Origin of the sequence: Microcoleus sp. Pol17C6, assembly GCF_036701145.1 — a bacterium.
GTDB lineage: Bacteria > Cyanobacteriota > Cyanobacteriia > Cyanobacteriales > Microcoleaceae > Microcoleus.
The window spans coordinates 1-22,335 of sequence record NZ_JAUBQH010000060.1 but is presented as its reverse complement, the minus strand read 5'-3'; the positions used below and the strand labels follow the sequence as shown (position 1 = coordinate 22,335).

The following is a 22,335-nucleotide window of genomic DNA, read 5'->3' as shown; positions in this document are numbered from 1 at the left end:
TTCTTAGAAAGGTTTGGGCGAGGGAATATTTGGCTGTCATGAATTTCTGTTGAGAGGCTCAGGCTAGGTGCATCTGCAACACCGCACGGGGAGCTCGGCGTATTTTACAGCGGATAGTTTCTAAACCGAGACGCTGGCAAGCTTCGTAGCGGTGGCAGCCGGAAAATCCGTAATACTGACCATCTACTTCTAGCACATCGATGGGTTCGTTTAAACCTACCTCGCGGATGGATTCCATGAGGGCGGCGACTTTGGTTTGGTCATTGACTCGCGGCAGGGGGCGGCGAATCTGGTTGAGGGGAATTTCTTCTATCCTCATGGTGACTCTCTTTTTTACTATCTAAATCATACTCGTTATGACTTTGTTTTGTCAACAAACATGAGAACTTACGCAAAAACCTGGTTTCTGCGGGGAATATGGGGGTTAGAAAATCCCAACTACTGCTATCTAGCCCGGAAATCCCATACAAATACCTATGAATTGGCAACACTCAGCACAGGCAGGATTTTTCATGCCTTTCGATAGATCGATCGACCTCAACCTTCTAGGTACAGTGGGAGAAAATATAAATTGTGGCTTGAAATTATGGCATCCTCCCAACCCCTCAAAGGCATTGAATTGATCGACTGCGCCAAAGCTAACGCCCAACAAGGAATCGCCACAGCCGCGAAGCTTTGCGGCTACGGAGGCGACCTCAACACCTTCGAGCGGGAACTGAAAAAGGCTTGCCAAGACATCGGCGTCGAAGTCAAGGAGTTAAGCGACTTGATTACGGCTCAGCAGATGATGAAACAAGGAATGGGTATTGAAGTCGCTCCAGATACTCCCTCAGAACTCTAGGCTCAATCTCCACCGCACCAGTTTTAAATCTAAGATTGCCCTGACACCAGTATTTTGAGTCTGCTAGCTGAGGCAGGCTAGAATGTTTTGCATGGGAGCTTCCGACTTTAGCCAGGAGTCGCGTTTTCTCCCGCGAAGAGGGTGCTTTCTGGAGGGTGCTGAGATTGTTAGGAGGACTGTCGTGTCAGATCAGCAAGACCGAATTATGCGTTTGTTTATAGAGGAGGCTAAGGAGCACCTCGATACTCTAGAAAATGGTTTAGTGGATTTAAAGTCGACGATGAAAGACCCCGAAAGCGTCCAAGAGATGTTTCGAGCCGCTCATTCCGTGAAAGGAGGGGCGGCTATGCTCGGCTTAGATAGTATTAAAACAACCGCTCACCGCTTGGAAGATTGTTTTAAGGTGCTCAAGGACGGGCCCGTCAAGCAGGTTGACCAAACGGCAGAATCCCTATTTTTAAAGGGAGTTGATACGCTTAAGGACTTGCTGGGGCGACTGGAGGGGCCTTTCGGCTTGAGGAATGAAGAGGGAGAAAAACTCGTGCAGCAGGTGATGCCTGTTTTTGCTCAACTGGAAACTCACCTCAATAAATTGGCGTCGGGTAAAGTGCAGGCTGCTGCTGGGTCTGGTACGCCCGCCGCTCCAACAGCGGGCGGGGTACCGGCGAATTTTGCTGTTGAAGTGATGACTTTACTCAAAGAAATGTTGCAGGTGTTCAAGCAGAAAGAATCGGCTGCTAGTCGCTCTGAGTTGACGGCTGTGTGCGTTCGCCTCTATAAGTTGGGAGGTAAAATTGAGACTTGGCAAAATTTAGTAAAAACAGCTAGAGCAGCGATCGTTAATCCCAAAAACTCTTATAAAGTCTTAGCTCCCCTGATTATCAAAGAACTCAAGGAAGCTGGCGATTTAGTACAAGTGGGGAAAGTCAAGACGATCGTTCCGAGTAAAAATTTGCTACTTTTGGCAGCAAGCCCAAAACCAGCAGAGGCAAGCGCCCCAGCCGCCCCAGCCGCCCCAGCCTCCGCGTCGAAGCAAGTAGCACTTCCCGCCGAACCGAAGGCGGTAGTCAAGCTTTTGCTCAAAACTTTCAACAAAAAGCAACTCTCGGAAATCGCCAAGTTACTGGTTAACGCCATCAAATCCTCGAACTAGGATGTGTGGCAGTAGAAGATAGAGTTGAGCAGCAACTCGAAAAAATTTACTCAGTCGAGATTTTTGCCCTCTACCTTCTACTGTTGGGCAAGCCTGCGTTAGAATTAGTGGATATGTAGGCGTGCAATGTTGTACCAGAATTAAAAATCGAGCAGGCTTTATAAGGCGGTAGCTGTGAAACCAATTCGTTCATTAGAAGATGCTTTAAACCGCTGTCAGGCGATGGGAATGCGCTTGAGCCGCCAGCGTCGATTTATTCTAGAACTTTTGTGGGAGGCAAAAGAACACCTCTCGGCTCGCGAAATTTACGATCGCCTCAACAAACAAGCGCATTCGATCGGTCATACTTCGGTTTATCAAAATCTAGAAGCTTTGTCGAGAGAAGGGATTATTGAGTGCATAGAACGCTCAGAGGGACGCTTGTACGGCAATGTCAGCGACTCTCACTCTCACGTCAATTGTCTTGATACGGCTCAGATTCTAGACGTTCATGTGGAATTGCCGATCGACTTGATCGAGCTAATCCAAGAGCAAACTGGTGTCAAAATTGTAGACTACCGGATAGATTTCTACGGATACCGATCGGCAGAGTCGGCCACGCAAGCATCGAGTGTCAGCGATACGCCAAAGGCTTCGTAACCGATAAAGCAGCGGCTGTTGGAAGCAAAACGGATATTTGTGATCGACCTGTCGGTCGTATAAAATGATTTAAGTATTTTGCTGGGTTCGATCTGTTTTTTTGCCATCGCCTGCCGGAATTCGGCACAACAGTAGAAAAAAAATGAAAACAGAAAAATGAAACTCGATCGACAAGTTTGGCGATCTGGAATAAAATTTACGACTAAACCCAAAAAATCATTTCTACCCGCTACACGTAAAAGTGTAGACTAAATCCGGCTGTAGTACCCCTTTATTTTTAATCGGCTTGGATGAGACGAAAGTTAGTTTAGTTGCGGTTTCAACCGCTGAGTCTGATAAGGTAATTTCTGACCCGGATTTAATATTAGACCTTAGTTTAATCCCTCCCCTAATTCATCTGTGGAGTCAAATCTAAAATCTAAAATCTAAAATCTAAAATCTAAAATTGATCGACTGACGGGGCTTTATACTGCTTTTTCTGCTAAACGGCCCCGGGATCTGTCAATAACTGTGTGATAACTGGTATGATTTACGTGCCTCGAGAGCCTAAAAAACTCGGAAGCAACCAGTGGGGCTGGACACGAACCTCACTATAAAACGCCGTAGAGGGAAAGATTGCCAGTACCTTGAAGGAAGTTCTCGATCTCCTTAACAGGAGTCAGAAGCCCACATCACAATCTATGATTTGATGTGGGAGTGTCACGTGAAGAGTGCGCATTACAGGACAGGCTGAAGTAATGGCGAGACGACAATCTGACCAATTCCACACACCACCGCAATACAACCCATCCCCTAAACCGACGGCACAGTTCAGTGCAGAGGCGACAGGCGATGCGAGTTCCTTCGTAACGGCCCAGCCGACCGATGGAAAAAGAACTTTTTGGCAGTGGCAGCTTATCTGGCTGAGTCTCCTGGTGGGATTTGGAGTAACCGGTGCCGCTGCATTTCTCTGGTTGCTGACGATGCCGCCACCGCCCAATTGCCAGCAACTGTCGCCGTTGGCGGCCGACGGAGAGCGACTTTACTGCGCTCAACAAGCTGCTAAGTCGGGCAAGCTAGAACAGCTAGAATCGGCAATGGCACTGGTGCAGGCTTGGCCGAAAGAACATCCGCTATACTCGCAGGGTCAACATTTGATAGGGGAATGGTCGAAAGCCATTCTGGGATTTGCCAGGGCAAAAATTGAGAGGGGCGATTTGAAAGGCGCCCTAGAGATTGTGGCGAAAATTCCGAAAACCAGTCCGTCTTACCCCGAGGTAGAAGAGGCTGTTACTGCTTGGGAAAAAAATTGGCAGGAGGGCCAAAAACTCTACGATACAGCCCTAGCAGCTTTGAAAAGTGAGGATTTAAGGAAGGCTTGGGATTATGCTCAAGCTTTGTTCAAGCTGGAAAATATTTTCTGGAGTCAGAAGCGTTACAACGAGCTGATCCAGCAGATTTCTTTGGAAAGAAACGGCTGGCAGCGCTTGCAAGAGGCTAGAGATTTGGCGAAGGACGAGACTCCGCAAAAGTTCGCTGAGGCGATAGTCCTGGCTCGCAAAATAGACTCGCAGCTTTTTGCCCGCGCTAAAGCTGAAAAGGAAATTGAGGGATGGAGCCGGACTTTGCTGGCAATGGCTACTAAGCGGTTGGGGGCGAAAGACCTGCCGGGGGCGATCGAGGCTGCTTCAGTTGTGCCACAGGATTCGCTACTGTTTGCGGAAGCTCAAGATTTGATGCAGTTGGGTAGGGCTCAGGCAGTGACGTGGAACCAGTCGATATCAACTCCGCTGCCACAACACATTTTTAGCTTGCTCGAAGGGCAGGGCGCTGCTAGCCAAATTGCTCCGGGTCGCCCTCTGTACAAGCAAGCTCAAGTTCAAATTGAAAATTTGCAGGTGCAGTTTCAAGATTTGCTGCGACTGCAAGTGGCGAGTACGATCGCTAGTTTCGGTCAGATAGGAACGTTTGGACTCGCGATCGAGCAAGCGCAAACCATCGGAATTAAGCAACCGCGGCGGATTCACGCTCAAACTTTGGTGGCTGCTTGGCGCCGGGACATTCAGCGGATCGAAGACCAATCTTTTCTGACTCTGGCGAAGCAGTTGGCAGAACCGCAAACGGTTGAAGGACTTAAGGGCGGCATGGCTCAGCTACTCCTGATCGCTCAAAACCGTCCCCGCAGGATAGAAGCGCAAACTCTCTTGGCTCAGTGGACGAAACGCATAGAAGTTATTCAAGATCAGCCTTTTTTGGATGAAGCGATCGCCCTGGCGAAGCAAGGAAAACTTAGTGCTGCTATTGAAAAAGCTTCGCAAATTAAGAGCGGTAGGACTTTGTACGCGAAAGCTCAGGATAATGTCTATCAGTGGGTGAGCGAACTGCAAGTTGCTCAAGATAGACCGATTCTCGATCGAGCTGCGGCATTGGCATCTCAAGGCAGTCTAGGAGCCGCGATCGATACCGCTTCCCAAATCGGTTACGGTAGGGCGCTGTATTCAGAAGCGGCAGGTGCGATCGGGCGCTGGAGTGCTGAACTTAGAGCCAACAGTGCGCCGCCGCCGGAACCCGTTCGCGAGTACGCGCCGGCTCCAGCAGAGGAGTATGCGCCAGCTCCTCGACAGGAGGAGTACGCGCCAGCTCCTCGACAGGAGGAGTACGCGCCAGCTCCTCGACAGGAGGAGTACGCGCCAGAACCAGAGCCTTACTATCCGCCTGCGAGAGAAGAGGCCCCGGCTCCCGAGCCTTACAATCCGCCTGCTCCGGAGCCGGAACCTTACTATCCGCCCGCGAGGGATCCAGAACCTTACAATCCGCCTGCTCCGGAGCCGGAACCTTACTATCCGCCCGCGAGAGAAGAGGCCCCGGCTCCGGCTCCGGAACCTCCTCCTCCGGCTCCGGCTCCAGAACCCGCGCCGCCCTCGATTCCGGAATCGGCTGGGCCTCCTGATGCTAATTTGATCCCCGAGTAATTGGGTTTTCGCGCGATCGAGCTCTAAAATCTCCAATCTAAAATCAAGTGAGTAATTTCCAACTGCTGACGATCGATGGCGACCCCATTTTCCGGCTGGGGCTGCGAGTCGCTTGCGAGCAGTATCCAGACTTGCAAGTTATCGCAGAGGTTTCAACGGAAACCGAGGCTTTGCGGGTTCTAGAAGCTCGCTCGCTCAGCTCTGGAGCAGCCAAGAAGCCCGCAGATTTGGTAATTTTGGCTGTTGAGACCCTAAATTTGCGATCGGGTCAAATAGAGGCGCTGGCATTTTGTCGCGAACTTAAAAATTTGTACCCCAACCTGCCACTGTTGGTGCTAGGCGGGCGGCTGACACCAGACCTGTTGGCGCAAATACAGGCTGCCGACGCGAATGGCTATTCTCCTAAAGGTAGAGATATTTCCCGGACTATTGAAGCTATTCGCGCTGTGGCATCTGGTTGCACTTATTGGGCGACGGATGCGGGCACTAACCCGGAAATAGAACTAAATGCAGCGGTGGTTCAAACAGTAGAAAACTCCGCAGCAATTGCAGATAAAAATGTAGATAATTCGACAGTTGATACGCCAGTACACAAAAAAATACTGGCTTATTTTTGTCTTTCTGGACTACGGGAAATAGATGCAAGTTTGGCAGTTGTCCAAGCTGATTTGCAAGAGATCAAAGCGGCCGAGCCGACAGATTTGCCCTCTATTTTAGATGGGGTTGTACTCAGCGGACGCCGCAGAGAATTGCTCGCAGCTCGTTGGATTGTTAGTCAGTTATTATTTGAAGACAGAAGGCAGAAGGCAGAAGGCATAAAGCAGAGGATAGAAGGCAGAAGCCAGAAAGAAGAAATTAGAGGCGAGAATTTGTTAAATAATTCTCAATCACAATTAGCGAACTCCCAAGTTTCGGCTGAATCTTTGGTGGTTGCAACTAATTGGCAAAATAGCTTGTTTGACTCGGTGGCCGCTAAATTGCAGTTTGAGTTGGTGAATTTGACTGGCTTACCTTTGGAAATCGATATTTTGCGATCGCCCAAAAAGCGTGAATTGATGACCTCCATCCTGCGGAAGTTAAAGGATTTGCTGGAGGAATTGCGCTTTTCGCAAGTGCACCAAACTCAATTGTCGCAAAAAATGCCTGCTATTTTACGGGATTTGTGGCAGGCGACAATCATAGATTTTTTTGGCAGATACTATACACTGCAAACGGGCGAAAATCGGGTTTTTGATGGCAGTCAAACCAGCTTGAAACTGGGAGAAAGTCAAGGGGGAAGCGATGCTTATCTCTTGGCAGGCAGTGGGGTAGAAGTTGTGCCGATGCTGCTGGCAGATGCTGATGTAGTTGCAGCAGAAATCCTTGATAAAATACCGATGACAATTGATTTTTTTGCACATTTGCTATTTGAAATTCCTCTAACAGTTGACAATATTTCTTGTGTTGCTGGCAGCCCGGAAGCCATGCAGCGAGCTGAAGCTTTGTTAGAAAATTTGGCAATTCAAGTTGCTAGCGGAGTGGTGCAGCCTTTACTAAATAATTTGGCAAATATTGAAGAAATCAAGCAAAATTTTTACGATAGCAAGTTGATTTCGACGCGAGAAATTGAGAGATTTCGGAATGATTTGTCATGGAGATATAGCTGGAATAGATATTTTGTGGAACCGAAAGCTATTTTTGAAAGCAGGTTTTGGCTGTTTGTTTGGGGCGATTCTGGAATTAAGAGAATTTCTATTTATGCTCCGAGAAATCAGGAGTTAGCACAGCTTTCTAGGTGGCAGTTAGCCTTGACGTTGCTGCTGGAAACCAGAGATGCGATCGCACCTAGAGTTCGCGCCGTTATTTCGTTGTTGGGTGCTGGCGTTGTTTACGTTTTGACTCAGGTTATAGGGCGGGGAATTGGTTTGATAGGCAGGGGAATTATCCAGGGGATTGGTAATTCTTTGCAAGATAGCAAGTTTGGCAAAAATGGGTGATGGGTGGGCAACGAGTAGTAGAAAAGATTGCATAAATCTTTGATGCAAGAGGGAAAGCGTAGATTAACTGGGATTAACGCAGAGGCTTTTCAAAAAATCTTGCGAAGGTCTGCAAGAGTTCTGGTGTAGGGGATTTAAGAGATTTGATATAATGGGTGATTGGTGATTAGTGGTATTATAGATAAAACTTAATTCTATAAGGTTGAAATTTTATGAGTATTATGATAGCGATAGATGCCGATCGCATAAACAGTTTAGATTTGTCTCCGGTGCGGACTGTGGTTGAAAAGTGGCTGGCCGAAGGAGCGATCGCCCAAAACGAACAACAGCTACAATTTGAAATTGAGTATCCGCGCGAAGAGTTAGATCCGCGAGAAATTTCGGAAATTCCAGAAGTGCGGCTGTGGTTTATTCGCTTGGATGCTTGTTACCCTTGGCTGCCATTTTTGCTGGATTGGAAAGCGGGAGAATTGGCGCGCTATGCCGCGATGTTGGTGCCACACCAGTTTCACCGCACCCAAGGTATTCAGTACAATCCTGAAGCTTTGGAAATGTTTTTGATGAATAAAATTTTTGTGTTGACTGATTGGTTTAATCAGCAGGGAATTCCCAGTAAATCAAAGTTGATGGCGATGTCGCAGATGTTTGGTTATGATTTGGAGGATGCTTTTTTTGATGTGATTGTGCCTCACAAATAAGCGATCGCGCCTCTAACTAACATACTCCTCATTAGGTAGGCTACTCTACCTTAAGACTAAGAACAAAGGTATAAACCCGGTTTCTTCCCTTATGGGGCGGGCTTTCCAGTCCGCCTCCGCAGCTATGCTATGAGTTCTATCCGCAACAGCTTGATTAAGCTTAACAGCAACCGCACTCAGACTTTAAGACAATCCTTAAACCAGCGCGCCTCAAAAAATTGTTGCTGGACTTCAGAATTTTCTCAGAATTGATAGTTAGTTTAAATAGACAACGATCGCCCCATTCAATCGATCGAGGAAATTTACCATGAAAACAGATTACCTCATCGTCGGCAGTGGTTTATCAGCACTGGTTTTCGGAGCGTTGATGGCAAACTCCGGCAAAACCGTACACATCCTCGAAGCTCACGAGCATCCCGGAGGCTTTGGTCACACCTTTACGATGGCCAACAAATACACCTTTAATGCCCAATTCCACTACGTTTGGGACTGCGGCGAAGGACATACAGTCAATCGAGTTCTCAAAAAACTCGGTCTCGATCGAGATGTCACCTTTGAACGGTACGATCCGAATGGCTACGACCACATGAGAATGCCTGGGTATGCGCTGGATATTCCCTCGGAACCAGAGGAACTGATCCGCAGATTGTCGGCGCTGTTTCCCGAAGCGGGCGAGAGAATTCGCCAATTCGTCAACGAAGTCGAGAAAACCGGCGAAGGACTCAGAAAACTCGCTCCTCCCGTCAAACCAATTGAATTGCTCAAAAATTTCGGTGACGTATTCTGTGCCGTCCAACACCTCAACAGTACACTTCAGGACGTTTTCGACAAGTTCCAACTCCCGCAAGCCGCCCAAACCCTATTAGCCCTGCAATGGCCGGACTTTTTGCTGCCTCCAAATCAGCTTTCTTTCTATGCTTGGATTGCCTTGTTTAGAGGCTATCAAGAAGGTGCATTTTACCCGACGCAGCATTTTGAAGATGTCATCCATTCTTTAGTTAAAGTCATTGAATCCAACGGGGGCAAAGTTCTACTAAACCATGAAGTCACGAATTTTAGGGTGACAAACAGAACAGTAACGGGAGTTGAAGCGATGGATTTGACCACGCATCAAACCCATGAATTCACGGGCGACACGGTGATTTGCAACCTCGACCCGAAAAGAGCGGCCAAGATGATTGGAGAGGAACTGTTCTCTAAAACAGTGCGCCGGAAACTCAACTATGAGTATTCTGCATCTAACTACATGGTGTACTGCGTTGTCAAAGATATCGATCTCCGAGACTATGGATTTGGTAAGTGGAATACGTTTCATTCGGAACACTTGGATCTCAATGAAGCTTTTGCTCAAATGTATGACCAAAATGATTTTTCTCGTCCGAGCTTTGCAATTACAACGCCAACTTTACTGACGGAAGCGCGGCGGGATTGTCCAGAAGATTGTCAAATTGTAGAATTTCTGACTGTTGCTAATTACAGCTATTTTAAACAGCTTTGGGAGACAGATCGCAAAGCTTACAGACAGAAGAAACAAGAGATTCTGGACTCGATTTTAGATGTTGTGGAAAAACACTATGTTCCGAATTTCCGCAAACACATGGTCTTTCATGTTACAGGAAGTCCGACGACTAACGAGCGCTTCTGTTGGTGTCCTAACGGTAATTCCTACGGTTCCAGCCTGACGCCGCGCAACATGGGGGTCGATCGACTAAATCATGAAACATCCCTCAACAATTTCTATTTCTGCAACGCCTCCTCGGGCTATCCAGGCTTTGCGCCGACATTTTGGACGGGGGCGCTGCTTTATCAACGTTTATCCGGCGATGCGATTTTAGGCTAAGGAAAATTAGCAATTGATTATTTTCCTCTTTCTCTCGTTTCTTGGCTTTGCCAAGCAATGAATTTCACTCTTGCTCTGCCTGCTCTTAAAAAATTATCATTTCTGCTCTCATTATCTCGTTCCTTGGCAGAGCCAAGGAATGAATTTCTGGAGGCTCTGCCTCCTCTTAAAAATGACGAGGCAGAGCAACAGTGAAATGCCTTTCCAGGTTCTACCTGCGAACTAAAATTTATTCCTTCTTCCTTCTTCCTTTTTCCTTCTTCCATATTCCATCTTCCCGACATCCGTTACATCCGTTACATAATCCGTTGCCGAACTTCCTTATTCGTGACATCCGTTACATCCGTTACATAATCCGTTGCCGAACTTCCTTCTATCAATCTAGGAGTGAACTATGAGAATTGCAATTGTTGGGGGCGGAGCCAGTGGTATGGCAGCAGCCTACTGGCTCGACAAACAGGGGCATCACGTCACTGTGTTGGAAAGTCAGCCGATTTTAGGCGGACACATTCGGACGCTGAACAAAAATGTTGTACCCAATCAATCGGAGTGCAATGAAATATTAGAAAATGGGGTGCTAGAATTTCCCACTGTGTTTTACAATTTCGTGGCTTTTATGCAGGAGCTAGACGTTGAATTAGAACCCGTGCAGATTGGTTCCGCGCTTTTTTTTAAAGATGGCACCCACTTTTTGTCGGCGGTATCTATCCGAAAGAATTTCACCGGAATCCAACGCCTGATCGAGTATTTGCGCCTCGATAGTCTCTACGCTCGTTCGGCTGCATTTATTTTAAAAATGCGGTTTGCTAAACAGCATGATTTCTACGATGTGCCGCTTTCGGAGTCTTTGAAAAGCTCGTGCGTCCGCAATTATTGGCTGAAGTTGCTGACGATGTACAGCTACTCGATACCGTTTAAATTGCTCGACAATTTCCCGGCAGAATTGGCGATGCCTGTTCTACGCGAATATGCCTCGGTCAACTGGGTGAGGATTAAAGGGGGGGTGTATTCTTACATTGAAAAGATTTTGGAGCGATTTAAGGGCGATATACTGTTAAATGTGGAGATTGCCAATATTTTTAGAAGTGCGGATGCTGTAAAAATCGTGTTTTCTGATGGGGAAATCCAGGAATTTGATAAGGTGGTTTTTGCGATGCCACCAGATCAAGTTATGAGGCTGTTGTCTGATCCGACGGAGGCGGAAACGAAGCGATTTTCGGCGTGGAAAGCCAATTATGCAACCACTGTACTGCATTCGGATACATCTATGTACGATCGCTACGGTATCCGCAAGTTATCAGAATTTGATTTTTTCGAGACGGACAAGGGATGGGGATATAATGCGAGCTTGAATCAGCTTTGCGGCATCTCATCCCCACGAGAGTACAGTTTAGCTTTTCAACTCGAAGAGTCGATCGCCCAAAACCACATTATTCACATTCAGAAACATCACACGCCGCTGTACACTGTCGAGTCTTTTCGATATCGAGATGAAGTTATCGAGACTAATGGCGAAAACAACACTTATCATGCGGGAGCTTATTTGGGGGATGGTTTGCACGAAGGAGCCATTACCTCTGCTTTGCGAGTCGCAAAATTAATCGGGTGAACTCAATTGTGATGCTACAAACTCTCGCAAATATCAGTAAATTTCTTGTCGGTGCAGCACTCTCACAAAAGTAATGATGTCTGCATCAAAAGTTAAACCAATGCGAGAGTCGCCCACTCGGATGCGAGATTAATTTTTAGCGTTGCCTAAGCTGCGACACCACGTGCTGTAGTTAAGTAGACATCATTGCTCAAAGATGGGGGCATTGTTGAGCCGGCTAACTGAGTACCCTCAAAGTTGGTTCCCGTGAATGTTGCCCCGCTCAAGTCGGCTTCGCTCAAGTCTGCATAGCACAACCTAGCCCAATCGAGGTTTGCCTGCACCAAAGAAACTCCCACCAGATTTGCCCTGGTTAAATCTGCTCCCATCAACTTGACGCCCCGCAACTGAGCCCCGCTGAGATTGGCAGCTAATAAGTTCGAGCCTTCCAGGTTTACCCCGTTTAGTTTCGCTTCGCTCAGGTTGACACCATTGAGATCCGTCCTGCTCATGTCGATGCCATTGATGTAAGCTTTCCTAAGATAGATGCCTGTTAGTTGAGCGCCAAAAAGCTTTGCACCGCTGAGTTTTGCCCCTCCGCAGTTTGCCCAGTTGAGGTTGGCTCCCGTGAGGTTGGCGCCCCGCAGGTTTATGAATTGCAGGTCGGCTGTACACAAATTGGCGTTCCAGAGGATGGCACTCCGCAGGTTGCTACCGATGAGTTGGGCGCCACTCAACTTTGCCCTGGGCAGTTTTGCTTTGACGAGGAAAGCTCCGCTGAGATTGGCTTTTGTAAGCTCTGCGTCGGCTAGCCTGGCTTGGCCCATTTTGGCAAAACTCAGATTTGCCCTGTAAAGGTTTGCGCCGTTGAGTTCTGCTTTGGTCAGATGGGCCCGACTCAGGTTAGCTCCAGACAGGTTAGCCCTCGAAAGGTTTACGCCAACCAACATAGCTCCGCTGAGGTTTGCTCCGCTGAGGTTTGCGTCAGCAAAGTCTCTGTTACCATTTTCGTACTCTTTGAGCAGCTCGGTTACTTCCATACGGGTCACATTCCTAATAGCGGAAATTTATCTAGAAATAAACACTCTTTATAAGTATTTTATCTCAAAAGGAGCGGACGCGATCGCACTTTCAAGAAAGCTGAACAATTAACTTTATATTTATACATATACTTTGTGCTTTTCCAGAATCCCGACCGTCTTGAGGTCCTAGCCTGAAACCCTTGATTTACTTAATCTCTAGAGTGCTTCGGCAAGCGTTGCGATCGTACTGAGATCCGTGAAACCGTTATTCTCAGTAGGTAAGCCATCAAACACTGTCCGAAGTGTTAATCAATAGTTAAAATCAATATTCTTGTTGTCCAGTGTGACTAACAGCTTTTTTAAACGGAGACTGCCAATTTGTTAGTTGTGTTTGCGTCAGGTGTCGTGAAGGCTGGCATGGCCATAGCTCCATACTTTATGGACTGTCATTTTTCAGGAAAATTAGATGTGGAACAACAGCTTAATTAGCGAGAATTTTTCTCGGTTGTCTCGCAGCAGTTATACGATCGTGCTTTTCCATATTTCCTTGAGTCTATCGGAGTGAAAAGTAATTTCAGACATTGTACTTATGAGGAATTTATCGATATGCCTAACGGTAGAGGGGATTCGTTCAAAATCTAGCAGATAATATACTGCAGATGGTACACAACTAACAGCGAGTATTATCTGTAGAGGATCACCCCCTCTACTGGCAGTTAGGCAAATGTGTCAATCTATGTTATGCTGAGTCAAAACTGAGGAAAGATCATGTCAAAAGAAAGAAAAAGCAACAAAGAAGTCAAAAAGCCAAAGAAACAACCTGATGGTGTTGCTAAGCCGAAGGATGACAAAAAAAATTATGGTAGCACCGAGGGCAGGAAGTAGAGATAGCTGCCACTCTTGGAATTGCGATTAATTTTGTTCAATTGTCATTACTATCGATTTTTAACAAATTTAAATATCCTATTTTGGGATTATCCGAAAACAGGTTTATTATATCTAGGGAATATGCAGTGCTAAACCCAAAGTATAATGAAATCTGTTTTTAGCCATGAATGTGAAACATTCTGTCGCCGATCGAATTTAAGACCGTCTATTTAGGCTTTATTGAAAAAAAATATAGTTCGATCGCCCAATCCCATCAAATCCCATCAAATCTATCACAGCGATATCTCAGTAACTGCAATATTACCCTCAAAACACACGTCAACATCAGTCCCCGCGGCCCGATCGCGCGACCCATATTCTCCGGCATAATAAAAGTATTCTCCCTCCATCCGGTAAACCACCGGCAGTGGCTGCGTCGAAGGCTGGCAAAACACAATTTCCGGTTCCGCACTTCCCGGCGCTAAATGTGGCAAATTCACATTCCAGAAACACCCAGACTTTGGTTCCCGGTTCAGCAAATGGGCCAACACCCGCGATGTCCAACGAGTAGCGACATCCCAGTCTATTTCGAGCGGCCTTTTAATCCGGTGGGAAATTGCGATGCCCGGAATGCCGTGCATAGCTGCTTCGCGCACAGCGGCAACCGTACCCGAAATATACACGTCAACCCCCAAATTTCCACCCGCGTTAATACCCGAAAGCACCAAATCCGGCTTCGCACAAAGGTGATGAAGAGCGATGCGGACGCAATCGGCCGGTGTACCCCCTACAGCATACTCAAATTCCGATCGCCGATCGACATGAATCGGACTGTGAGCCGTCACTTGATGCCCGCAGCCCGACAATTGCCCCTGCGGAGCCACCATAATTGTTTTGCCTTCTACAGCCTGCAAAAGTGCCTGAATCCCTGGAGCGTCGATGCCGTCGTCGTTGGTTAAAATTATCGTCATTATGTGTCGGTTTTATAGAACCGATTTGAGAGCGCAGAGGCTGGCAACCTTCTGATAGTTCTAGCCCAAATTGGTTGTTGGTTGGTGGCGATCGTCAGTATGAGCATTGCCACACATTTATATCATGGCATTAATTGAACAGTTGCCCCAAAAATGTGGCGCGCCACATTTTAGCCCAGTTGCACCTTGATATAACAGCTAAAGCGACTTGTTACGCTTGCCCCAGTGCAGCATTCATGACATCAGTGTCGATGCAAACATCTAATCACATAATTTTTTCCTCGGCTCTCCCCGATGCTTGGTGTTAAAAGTAGCAGATGATACTAAGTATCTGAGACTGAACGTTGAAACCCTCGATCTTGCTAAATTATTAGCTTGCATTATCACCATAAGTACGAGAGAGCCGATAATAAGTTAATGTCGATTCCAATTGCTTTGACGCAGGGGATGGGAGAATAGGAAATCCTTACCAAGTAGAGTATCTAAGTTCCAGTCCTCAGCCCCCATTCATAAATCAAATACTCATCTACACTGTTACCATTATTACATCTCACCCCGGAGAGCCACATGAGCGAACCCCCTCAAAGCAATGCCAAAACAGGCTGTCCCCCAGATTATCCATGAATCTGGCGGTGATTTAGAATAGTTGATGAAAAGGAGAAGGTGAAAATAATGATAGTTCTTTCAGGATACGAAATTATAGAAAATATTTACGAAGGAGTCAGAACCGTTGTTTATCGAGGGATTAGAAATCGGGATCGACAGCTTGTTATCGTTAAAATAATAAAAAATGAATATCCTACGCTTGAACAAATCACCAATTTAAGGCAAGAATTTATAATTGCTCAAAATTTAGATTTTGAAGGTATTGTCAAAACCTACAGTTTTGACAATTATTATAATAGCTTTGCTCTAGTCTTAGAAGATTTTGGGGGTCAATCCCTTTATCATTTTATGGCAGCCAATAACCTGTCAATAACCGAGTTACTGAGGGTAGCGATCGCTCTATCCGAAACTTTGATCTATCTCCATCAAGTACCAATCATTCACAAAGACATTAAGCCCTCAAATATCATTATCAATCCAGCGACCGGAAAAGTAAAACTGACTGACTTTAGTATTTCATCGCGCTTGGAATTGAAAAACCAAAGCATTAGCAATCCCAACTTGCTGGAAGGAACTCTCGCTTATATGTCACCCGAACAAACGGGGAGGATGAATAGAGCAATTGACTACCGCACCGATTTCTACTCTTTGGGAGTGACTTTCTATGAAATGCTGACCAACCAGTTGCCATTTAATACCACCGATCCGATGGAGTTGGTTTACTGTCATATTGCCAAACAACCCGTCCCACCTAAAGAGGTAGCAGAAATTCCCCAAGCTGTTTCAGATATTGTGATGAAACTGTTAGCAAAAAATGCGGAAGACCGATATCAAAGTGCGGCGGGATTAAAATTTGACCTAGAAACTTGTTTGCAGCAATTGCAGACAACTGGCAAGATTGAAAACTTTCCCATCGGTCAACGCGATCGCGGCAACCAATTACTCATTCCCCAGAAGCTTTATGGCAGAGAAACCGAAGTCGAAATTCTTCTAGATGCCTTTGGGCGAGTCAGCCTCGGTGCCACCGAGATGATGTTAGTTTCCGGTTATTCCGGGATTGGTAAAACTTCAATCGTCAATGAAGTTCATAAACCAATTGTAGCAGCGAGGGGGTATTTTATTGCTGGTAAATTTGACCAATTTAAGCGCAATATTCCTTATGCAGCTTTAATCCAAGCATTTCAAGAATTAGCTCGTCAGCTATTAACCGAAAGTTCCGAACAGATTGCTGTTTGGAAAGAAAACTTATTAAAAGCGCTAGGTACAAACGGTCAAGTTATTATTGATGTTATCCCCGAAGTCGAACTAATTATCGGTAAACAGCCGGAAGTTCCTCAACTGGGGTCATCGGAATCGCAAAACAGATTTAATCGGGTATTCCAACAATTTATTCGCGTTTTTTGTCAACCAGAACACCCGCTAGTCATATTCCTAGACGATTTACAGTGGGCAGATTCGGCATCTCTAAAGTTAATCCAACTCTTAGTCACTGACCCAGATAGCAAATATTTATTAACGATTGGAGCTTATCGAGATAACGAAGTCAGTCCCGTTCATCCTTTAATTCAGACAATAGAAAAAATTCAAGCAAATGAAACGGTGGTGAATAATATCATCATTCATGCCCTGGCTTTGGACAGCGTCAACCAATTAATCGCCGACACTCTTGATGCCAGCGTAAACTCAGACAAAATTAAAGTTTTTTCTGAATTACTGTTTAATAAAACCCAAGGCAATCCCTTTTTCTTAACCCAGCTACTCAAAACGCTGTACTCGGAAAATCTGCTGGTTTATCAAGTAGATACAGACCGCTGGGAGTGGAATATTCAACACATCCAAGCAATTGGTATCGCAGATTTCAATATTGTTGAACTGGTTGCTCGCAATATTCGCAAACTCCCAGAAGCGACCCAGAAATCATTAAAATTAGCGGCTTGTATCGGCAACCAATTTAATTTAGAAGTTTTATCAATTGTCAATGAAGAATCAAACTTAGCGACGGCTGCTCATTTGTGGGAAGCAATGCAAGCAGGTTTGATTCTGCCGCTGTCTGAAAATTACAAAATTCCTCTAGTGTTTGCCCAGGAAGAGTTGGCATCTGTACGGGATATCAAAGTTGAATACAAATTTTTGCACGATCGAGTGCAGCAAGCTGCTTATTCTTTGATTCCAGAGTCAGAGAAAAAAGCCACTCACCTGAAAATTGGTCAACTGTTGCTGAATAATACAACACAGCAAGAGCGAAAAGATAATATTTTTGCTCTGGTTAACCAACTGAATTTTGGCACAGATTTGCTAACTAATCAGTCAGAAAAAGATGAGTTGGCTGAATTAAACCTGATTGCTGGACAGAAAGCAAAGGCAGCTACTGCGTATGAAGCCGCTGTTAATTATTTGAATGTAGGTATAGAACTGCTGAGTCAAGATAGCTGGGAACATGACTATGATTTTACTTTTACCTTCTATCTGGAAGCGTCGGAAGCCGAATATCTCAATGCCAATTTAGAACGGGCGGGTATCTTGTGCGATCGCACTCTCCAAAAAGCCAAAACAATCCTCGAACAAGTCAACTTATATGTGCTGAAAATTAGGATTAACCTCGCTAAAAACCAGATTAAATCTGCTTTAGATACTGGGCTACAAATCCTCGAAATACTGGGAGTGACAATATCTCAATTACCCCCGCAAGAACTTAATATAGAGGAGTTAGCTACGCTGCCAAAAATGACCGATCCCTACAAGCTGGCGGCTATGGAGCTTTTAGTTCTGATTTTCCCACCAGCTTGCTTCGCAGAAAGCCCGCTATCGCTACCAATTTTATATACTATGATCGAACTTTCTCGTCAGTATGGGAATTCGCCACAGTGTACTTTTGCCTATTCTATTTACGGAGCACTGGTGTGTTGGCTCATACCAGATATAGATTTTGCATATCAACTTGGTCAACTTTCTTTACAAGTATTAGAGCAGTTAGATGCCAAAGAGTTTCGTTCTAAAATACTGGTTAATGTTTCCATCTGTATTACGCACTTCAAAAAGCATACTAGGGAAACTATAGAACCCCTTCGTCAAGCAATTAATAGTGGCTTAGAATTTGGAGATATAGAATATGCTTGTCATGCTGCTGATTACTACTGTGCTCATCAGTTTTTTAATGGCGAGCATTTAGACTACGTGCAAGAACAACAAAAACACTATATTGATTTTGCAGATAATTTTTCCCAAGAATATCAGTTTTATCTGCTCAAAATAATTGGTCAATTAGTCGCAAATTTACGAGGCATAACAGATAATAGCCTAATTTTAACGGGTGAATTTTTGAATGAGGGAGAAGCTATTGCTTATTTGACAAAAATCAATAATTTAATGTCTTTATTTAGAGTGCTTTTTGCAAAAACCCTACTTTGCTATTTATTTAAAGATTATAAAAATGCTATAATTCATGCTAAAACAGCCTTAAATAATTCAATGCTTGTTCAAGCTAACATTAGCTTTAATAACCATATTTATTACTATTCTCTGGCTCTTTTAGCTCAGTATTTTCAGGAAACTGAGGAAAAGCAGCAACAATATCTGAAACAAGTAGAAGAAAATCAAGAAAAGATGAAATACTGGGCGCATCATGCCCCCATGAACTACCAACATAAGTATGACCTAGTAGAAGCAGAAAAAGCTCGCGTCTTACGAGAACCGCTAGAAGCAATGGAATATTACGACCGGGCGATTGATGGAGCCAAGGAAAATGGATATGTACAGGATGAAGCCCTCGCCAATGAACTAACAGCAGAATTTTATTTAACTTTAGGTCGTCAGAAAGTAGCGCGTACCTATCTAATTGACGCTTACTATGCTTATATTCGCTGGGGAGCGAAGGCAAAAGTTAAAGATTTAGAAGAGCGCCATGCTGAACTACTCGCACCAGTCGTCGGTAGGAAAAAGAGCCTGACGAGTGGAAGAGACGAAATGATTGTTCAGAGCAGAACCACTATCACTTCTACCACCAGTTCAGGTGCTGGACAAGCTCTGGATTTATCAACAATTATTAAAGCCTCCCAAGCGCTCTCAGGGGAAGTTAATTTAGATAAGTTACTCTCGAATTTGATGCAAGTATTGCTGGAAAACGCCGGAGCAGAAAAATTTTATTTCATCATACCTGACCAAGCAGGTAAGTGGAAAATTGAAGCTCAATGTACGGGTGAACGATGTCAATTAATCTCCAAGTCAGCGACTGAAAATCAAGTGATTCCTATCTCGCTGATTAATTATGTACAACGCACGCAAGAAACTCTGGCGATCGATGATGCAACGAATAAAAGCAGGTTTGCATCTGACCCGTATATTATTCAGCAGCGACCTAAATCTATCTTGTGTAGCCCCCTGATTAACCAAGGTAAGTTGGTGGGCATCCTATACCTAGAAAATAATTTAACAGCCGGGGCTTTTACGCGCGATCGCCTAGAAGTCCTCAACATCATTTCCGCCCAAGCTGCGATCTCCATCGAAAATGCCCGCCTCTATCAAACTTTAGAAGAAAAGGTGCAACAACGCACCGCCCAACTCGCCGAAGCAAACCAGGAAATTAGCGCCCTCAACAACAAACTTAAAGCCGAAAACATCCGCCTCAGTGCTGAGTTAGAAGTCACCAAACGACTGCAACAAATGATCTTGCCCAAACAATCAGAACTTGATAAAATTAAAGGATTAGAAATAGCTGGATATATGGAACCTGCCGATGAAGTGGGTGGCGACTACTACGACGTGCTAACCCAAAATGATCAGGTAAAAATTACCATCGGCGATGTTACGGGACATGGTTTAGAAAGTGGCGTATTAATGATTATGGCGCAAACCGCCGTCCGCACTCTCCAACAAATGAACGAAACCGATCCGGTGAAGTTTCTTGATGTGTTAAACCGCACCCTTTATGCCAATATCGAGCGCATCGACTCGTCTAGAAACATGACCTTGGCTTTGTTAGATTATCAAGATAGTAACTTCAGCCTCAGCGGTCAACATGAAGAAGTTATCGTAGTCCGTACTGATGGTAACATCGAACTTATCGATACAATTGAACTCGGTTTTCCCCTGGGATTAGAGGAAGATATTTCTGGTTTTGTTTCCCAAATTCAAGTGCATCTTAATCCAGGGGATGTAGTAGTGCTTTACACAGATGGAATTACAGAATCTATAAATATAAATCGAGTGTATTACGGCATAGAAAGATTGTGCCAAGTAGCCAAAGAAAATCGCCACAAAACGGTTGAAGAAATTCGACAATCAGTAATTGATGATGTGCGGCAACATATTGACAAACATAAAGTTTTTGACGACATTACGTTGGTAGTCCTAAAACAGAAATAACGCAAGTTGGGAATTGGGAATTGGTAATTGGGAATTGGTAATTGGTCATATCAAGTTTGGTTGCACCGGACTTGTATAGTGGGCGTGTAGTCGATCGAGACGAAGAGGCTCGCTCCATTGCCTTCCTTGGACGCGACTTTTCCAAAGTCCTAAATTGGGCGATCGCCCAATTTACCGCAAACATTCACCTAACATCCAAAAATCCCCAAAAACATCAACCAACTTGTGGTAAAGTTTTGTGTCGATTGCTTTGCGTCAAGGCAATCTTCTGCAAGTTCAGTTAAACGCCCTCTCAGCAATGTTTTTGCCAATTTTCCCCTTAGCTCAAACAATCCCCGCACCTCCCGCCCAACAACAACTGATCATCGACCCAGAAGCCCCCGCACCCGAAAACGAACTGGATTTACCACAACCGCAGACAACCGCCCCGCTAAACACTGTGACGGTGCCCCAGCAAGTGCGCGTTTTGCCGGGGCAACTCGACAGCATCCCGGTTTTCAACAGCAACAGCCCGGAAGTTGTGCAAACCGAAGGCATTTTGCTCTCCACATTTCCCCCGGAAGCCAAACAAGTACCTTCTGCACACTTAAACTTTCCCTTCAAAGGCCGATTTGACATCTTCGCCCACCACATCGCCAAAGCTAAAAATCGCGCCGAAACTCGCACCTTATTTCAAGGCATAATTGTCCACAATCCTAACTCCGAACCTGTTACTTTAAATGTCTTGCAAGGAGCGACTTATTTAACTCGGCCGGATGCCTTGTTTGTCGATTTGCCGTCGTATTTAGAAAATAGATTCGGCACTGTGTTTGCCGGGCCTGGAAGCCGCATCACGAGCGATGTCCTGCTGGGATACAGACAAGCCATTTTGGCATTGCTGAATTAGGGTATGATAAGTAAGGCGTGCAAGCGCCAAAAATAAAACTTCAAAAAATCCAGAGTTTATGAAATGTCCTGAATGTCAGTCAACTTACGTTAATAAAAATGGTCATAAAAAAGGTAAACAGAATTATATTTGTGTCGATTGTGGCAGACAATTTATAGATTGCTATCAACCTCATAAAGGTTACTCTGAGGAGGTGAAACGTGAATGCCTCACAATGTATGTCAATGGTCTGGGTTTTCGAGCAATAGAGAGGATTAAAGGGGTGCATCACACCAGCATCATAAATTGGGTCAAGCAAGTAGGAGAATTGCTGCCTGATGCTTATGAACCAGAGACAATTCCCGAAGTTGGAGAACTTGATGAACTCGAAACATTTATTGGTCAAAAAAAATAAAATTTGGCTCTGGACAGCGGTTAATCACTTTCAACCAGGGATTTTAGGATGGGTGCTGGGCGACGATAGTGCAGCAACTTTTCGACCATTGTGGGAATTAGTCGGTAACTGGAAATGTTATTTTTATGTAACAGATGGATGGCCAGTTTATCCCATGTTTATTCCAGATGGAGACCAAATTGTCTGTAAAACTTATATGACCAGAGTAGAGGGCGAAAATACGCGGCTACGACATTATTTGGCACGACTTCATCGCAAGACACTTTGCTATTCTAAGTCGAGAGAGATGCTCAAAAATTCAATTCGCTTACTAATTCATTATCTTAAGTTTTGGGAGGTTCCGGTTCCCGCTCCAGGGCATCATTTCAATCGCGTTCGAGCGAGGCAAATCGAGTAGCTAATACATAAGAGCGATCGCCGAAATCATACCTTAATTCAGCAACGCCGCCATTTTGCCCGCTGCGATCGAGATTCCCGCCAATGAGAGCCGAATGCTGATGAATTTGCCGATACCTGTGGGGAATGTCACGCCTGCTTCCAAC

General features: G+C 45.2%; 15 protein-coding genes and 1 pseudogene. 12 read left to right on the top strand and 4 right to left on the bottom strand.

Going from position 1 to position 22,335, the window contains the following annotated elements; translation table 11 throughout:
* Window positions 1-58 precede the first annotated feature (58 nt).
* Window positions 59-319, bottom strand: a complete 261-nt coding sequence (locus tag QUA25_RS23390; protein ID WP_333041516.1) for a sulfiredoxin — start codon at window positions 317-319, stop codon at window positions 59-61.
* Window positions 320-586: 267 nt separating this feature from the next.
* On the opposite strand from QUA25_RS23390, the gene QUA25_RS23385 reads away from it, so the two are divergent.
* The 7 genes from QUA25_RS23385 (at window position 587) to QUA25_RS23355 (ending at window position 10,098) form a co-directional block, all read left to right on the top strand.
* Window positions 587-841, top strand: a complete 255-nt coding sequence (locus QUA25_RS23385) for a hypothetical protein (RefSeq protein ID WP_190656149.1) — start codon at window positions 587-589, stop codon at window positions 839-841.
* A gap of 82 nt (window positions 842-923) precedes the next feature.
* On the top strand, window positions 924-1,994 hold the full coding sequence (locus QUA25_RS23380; protein ID WP_333041515.1) for an Hpt domain-containing protein: 1,071 nt from the start codon (window positions 924-926) through the stop codon (window positions 1,992-1,994).
* Between the two features lie 174 nt (window positions 1,995-2,168).
* The gene (locus tag QUA25_RS23375) at window positions 2,169-2,633 is read left to right on the top strand and encodes a Fur family transcriptional regulator (RefSeq protein WP_333041514.1); all 465 of its coding nucleotides are present in this window, start codon (window positions 2,169-2,171) and stop codon (window positions 2,631-2,633) included.
* A 737-nt stretch (window positions 2,634-3,370) separates the two neighbouring features.
* On the top strand, window positions 3,371-5,584 hold the full coding sequence (locus QUA25_RS23370) for a DUF3824 domain-containing protein (protein WP_333041513.1): 2,214 nt from the start codon (window positions 3,371-3,373) through the stop codon (window positions 5,582-5,584).
* Between the two features lie 47 nt (window positions 5,585-5,631).
* A complete protein-coding gene (locus QUA25_RS23365) occupies window positions 5,632-7,560 on the top strand; it encodes a DUF3685 domain-containing protein (protein WP_333041512.1) in 1,929 nt (642 codons plus the stop codon).
* Between the two features lie 212 nt (window positions 7,561-7,772).
* On the top strand, window positions 7,773-8,258 hold the full coding sequence (locus tag QUA25_RS23360) for a CRR6 family NdhI maturation factor (RefSeq protein ID WP_333041511.1): 486 nt from the start codon (window positions 7,773-7,775) through the stop codon (window positions 8,256-8,258).
* Between the two features lie 307 nt (window positions 8,259-8,565).
* Complete coding sequence (locus tag QUA25_RS23355) at window positions 8,566-10,098, top strand: NAD(P)/FAD-dependent oxidoreductase (RefSeq protein WP_333041510.1); 1,533 nt, start codon at window positions 8,566-8,568, stop codon at window positions 10,096-10,098.
* A gap of 17 nt (window positions 10,099-10,115) precedes the next feature.
* Here QUA25_RS23355 and QUA25_RS23350 read toward each other — a convergent pair whose 3' ends face one another.
* Window positions 10,116-10,364 carry a hypothetical protein gene (locus tag QUA25_RS23350; protein WP_333041509.1) on the bottom strand — a complete coding sequence of 83 codons (249 nt, stop codon included), beginning with the start codon at window positions 10,362-10,364 and terminating at the stop codon, window positions 10,116-10,118.
* Window positions 10,365-10,492: 128 nt separating this feature from the next.
* On the opposite strand from QUA25_RS23350, the gene QUA25_RS23345 reads away from it, so the two are divergent.
* A complete protein-coding gene (locus tag QUA25_RS23345) occupies window positions 10,493-11,707 on the top strand; it encodes an FAD-dependent oxidoreductase (RefSeq protein ID WP_333041508.1) in 1,215 nt (404 codons plus the stop codon).
* Between the two features lie 146 nt (window positions 11,708-11,853).
* On the opposite strand, the gene QUA25_RS23340 is transcribed toward QUA25_RS23345, so the two are convergent.
* Both QUA25_RS23340 and surE read right to left on the bottom strand, forming a co-directional pair.
* Entirely contained in the window at window positions 11,854-12,726 is an 873-nt protein-coding gene (locus tag QUA25_RS23340) for a pentapeptide repeat-containing protein (RefSeq protein ID WP_333041507.1), read from the bottom strand.
* Window positions 12,727-13,868: 1,142 nt separating this feature from the next.
* Entirely contained in the window at window positions 13,869-14,546 is a 678-nt protein-coding gene (gene surE, locus QUA25_RS23335; RefSeq protein ID WP_333041506.1) for a 5'/3'-nucleotidase SurE, read from the bottom strand.
* Between the two features lie 672 nt (window positions 14,547-15,218).
* Here surE and QUA25_RS23330 point away from each other — a divergent pair.
* The 4 genes and pseudogenes from QUA25_RS23330 to QUA25_RS23315 form a co-directional block, all read left to right on the top strand.
* Entirely contained in the window at window positions 15,219-20,513 is a 5,295-nt protein-coding gene (locus tag QUA25_RS23330; protein ID WP_333041505.1) for an AAA family ATPase, read from the top strand.
* 298 nt (window positions 20,514-20,811) lie between these two features.
* Window positions 20,812-21,378: pseudogene (locus QUA25_RS23325) on the top strand (DUF3370 family protein); the annotation flags it as partial.
* A 79-nt stretch (window positions 21,379-21,457) separates the two neighbouring features.
* Window positions 21,458-22,190, top strand: a protein-coding gene (locus QUA25_RS23320; RefSeq protein ID WP_333041504.1) for an IS1 family transposase whose coding sequence is annotated in 2 segments (ribosomal slippage) — window positions 21,458-21,783 and window positions 21,782-22,190 — 735 coding nt in all. Because the reading frame shifts where the segments join, the coding sequence is not laid out codon by codon here.
* Between the two features lie 55 nt (window positions 22,191-22,245).
* Window positions 22,246-22,335: hypothetical protein (locus QUA25_RS23315; protein WP_333041534.1), on the top strand; the 90-nt coding region annotated here is incomplete at its 3' end.

Bases quoted from the DNA above. Each gene is read 5' to 3' on its own strand.
- QUA25_RS23370 (WP_333041513.1), top strand. From the start codon at position 3,371: ATGGCGAGACGACAATCTGACCAATTCCACACACCACCGCAATACAAC.
- QUA25_RS23330 (WP_333041505.1), top strand. From the start codon at position 15,219: ATGATAGTTCTTTCAGGATACGAAATTATAGAAAATATTTACGAAGGA.
- QUA25_RS23350 (WP_333041509.1), bottom strand. From the start codon at position 10,364: ATGGAAGAAGGAAAAAGGAAGAAGGAAGAAGGAATAAATTTTAGTTCG.
- QUA25_RS23385 (WP_190656149.1), top strand. From the start codon at position 587: ATGGCATCCTCCCAACCCCTCAAAGGCATTGAATTGATCGACTGCGCC.
- QUA25_RS23390 (WP_333041516.1), bottom strand. From the start codon at position 319: ATGAGGATAGAAGAAATTCCCCTCAACCAGATTCGCCGCCCCCTGCCG.
- QUA25_RS23345 (WP_333041508.1), top strand. From the start codon at position 10,493: ATGAGAATTGCAATTGTTGGGGGCGGAGCCAGTGGTATGGCAGCAGCC.
- QUA25_RS23355 (WP_333041510.1), top strand. From the start codon at position 8,566: ATGAAAACAGATTACCTCATCGTCGGCAGTGGTTTATCAGCACTGGTT.
- QUA25_RS23340 (WP_333041507.1), bottom strand. From the start codon at position 12,726: ATGGAAGTAACCGAGCTGCTCAAAGAGTACGAAAATGGTAACAGAGAC.
- QUA25_RS23360 (WP_333041511.1), top strand. From the start codon at position 7,773: ATGAGTATTATGATAGCGATAGATGCCGATCGCATAAACAGTTTAGAT.
- QUA25_RS23380 (WP_333041515.1), top strand. From the start codon at position 924: ATGTTTTGCATGGGAGCTTCCGACTTTAGCCAGGAGTCGCGTTTTCTC.
- surE (WP_333041506.1), bottom strand. From the start codon at position 14,546: ATGACGATAATTTTAACCAACGACGACGGCATCGACGCTCCAGGGATT.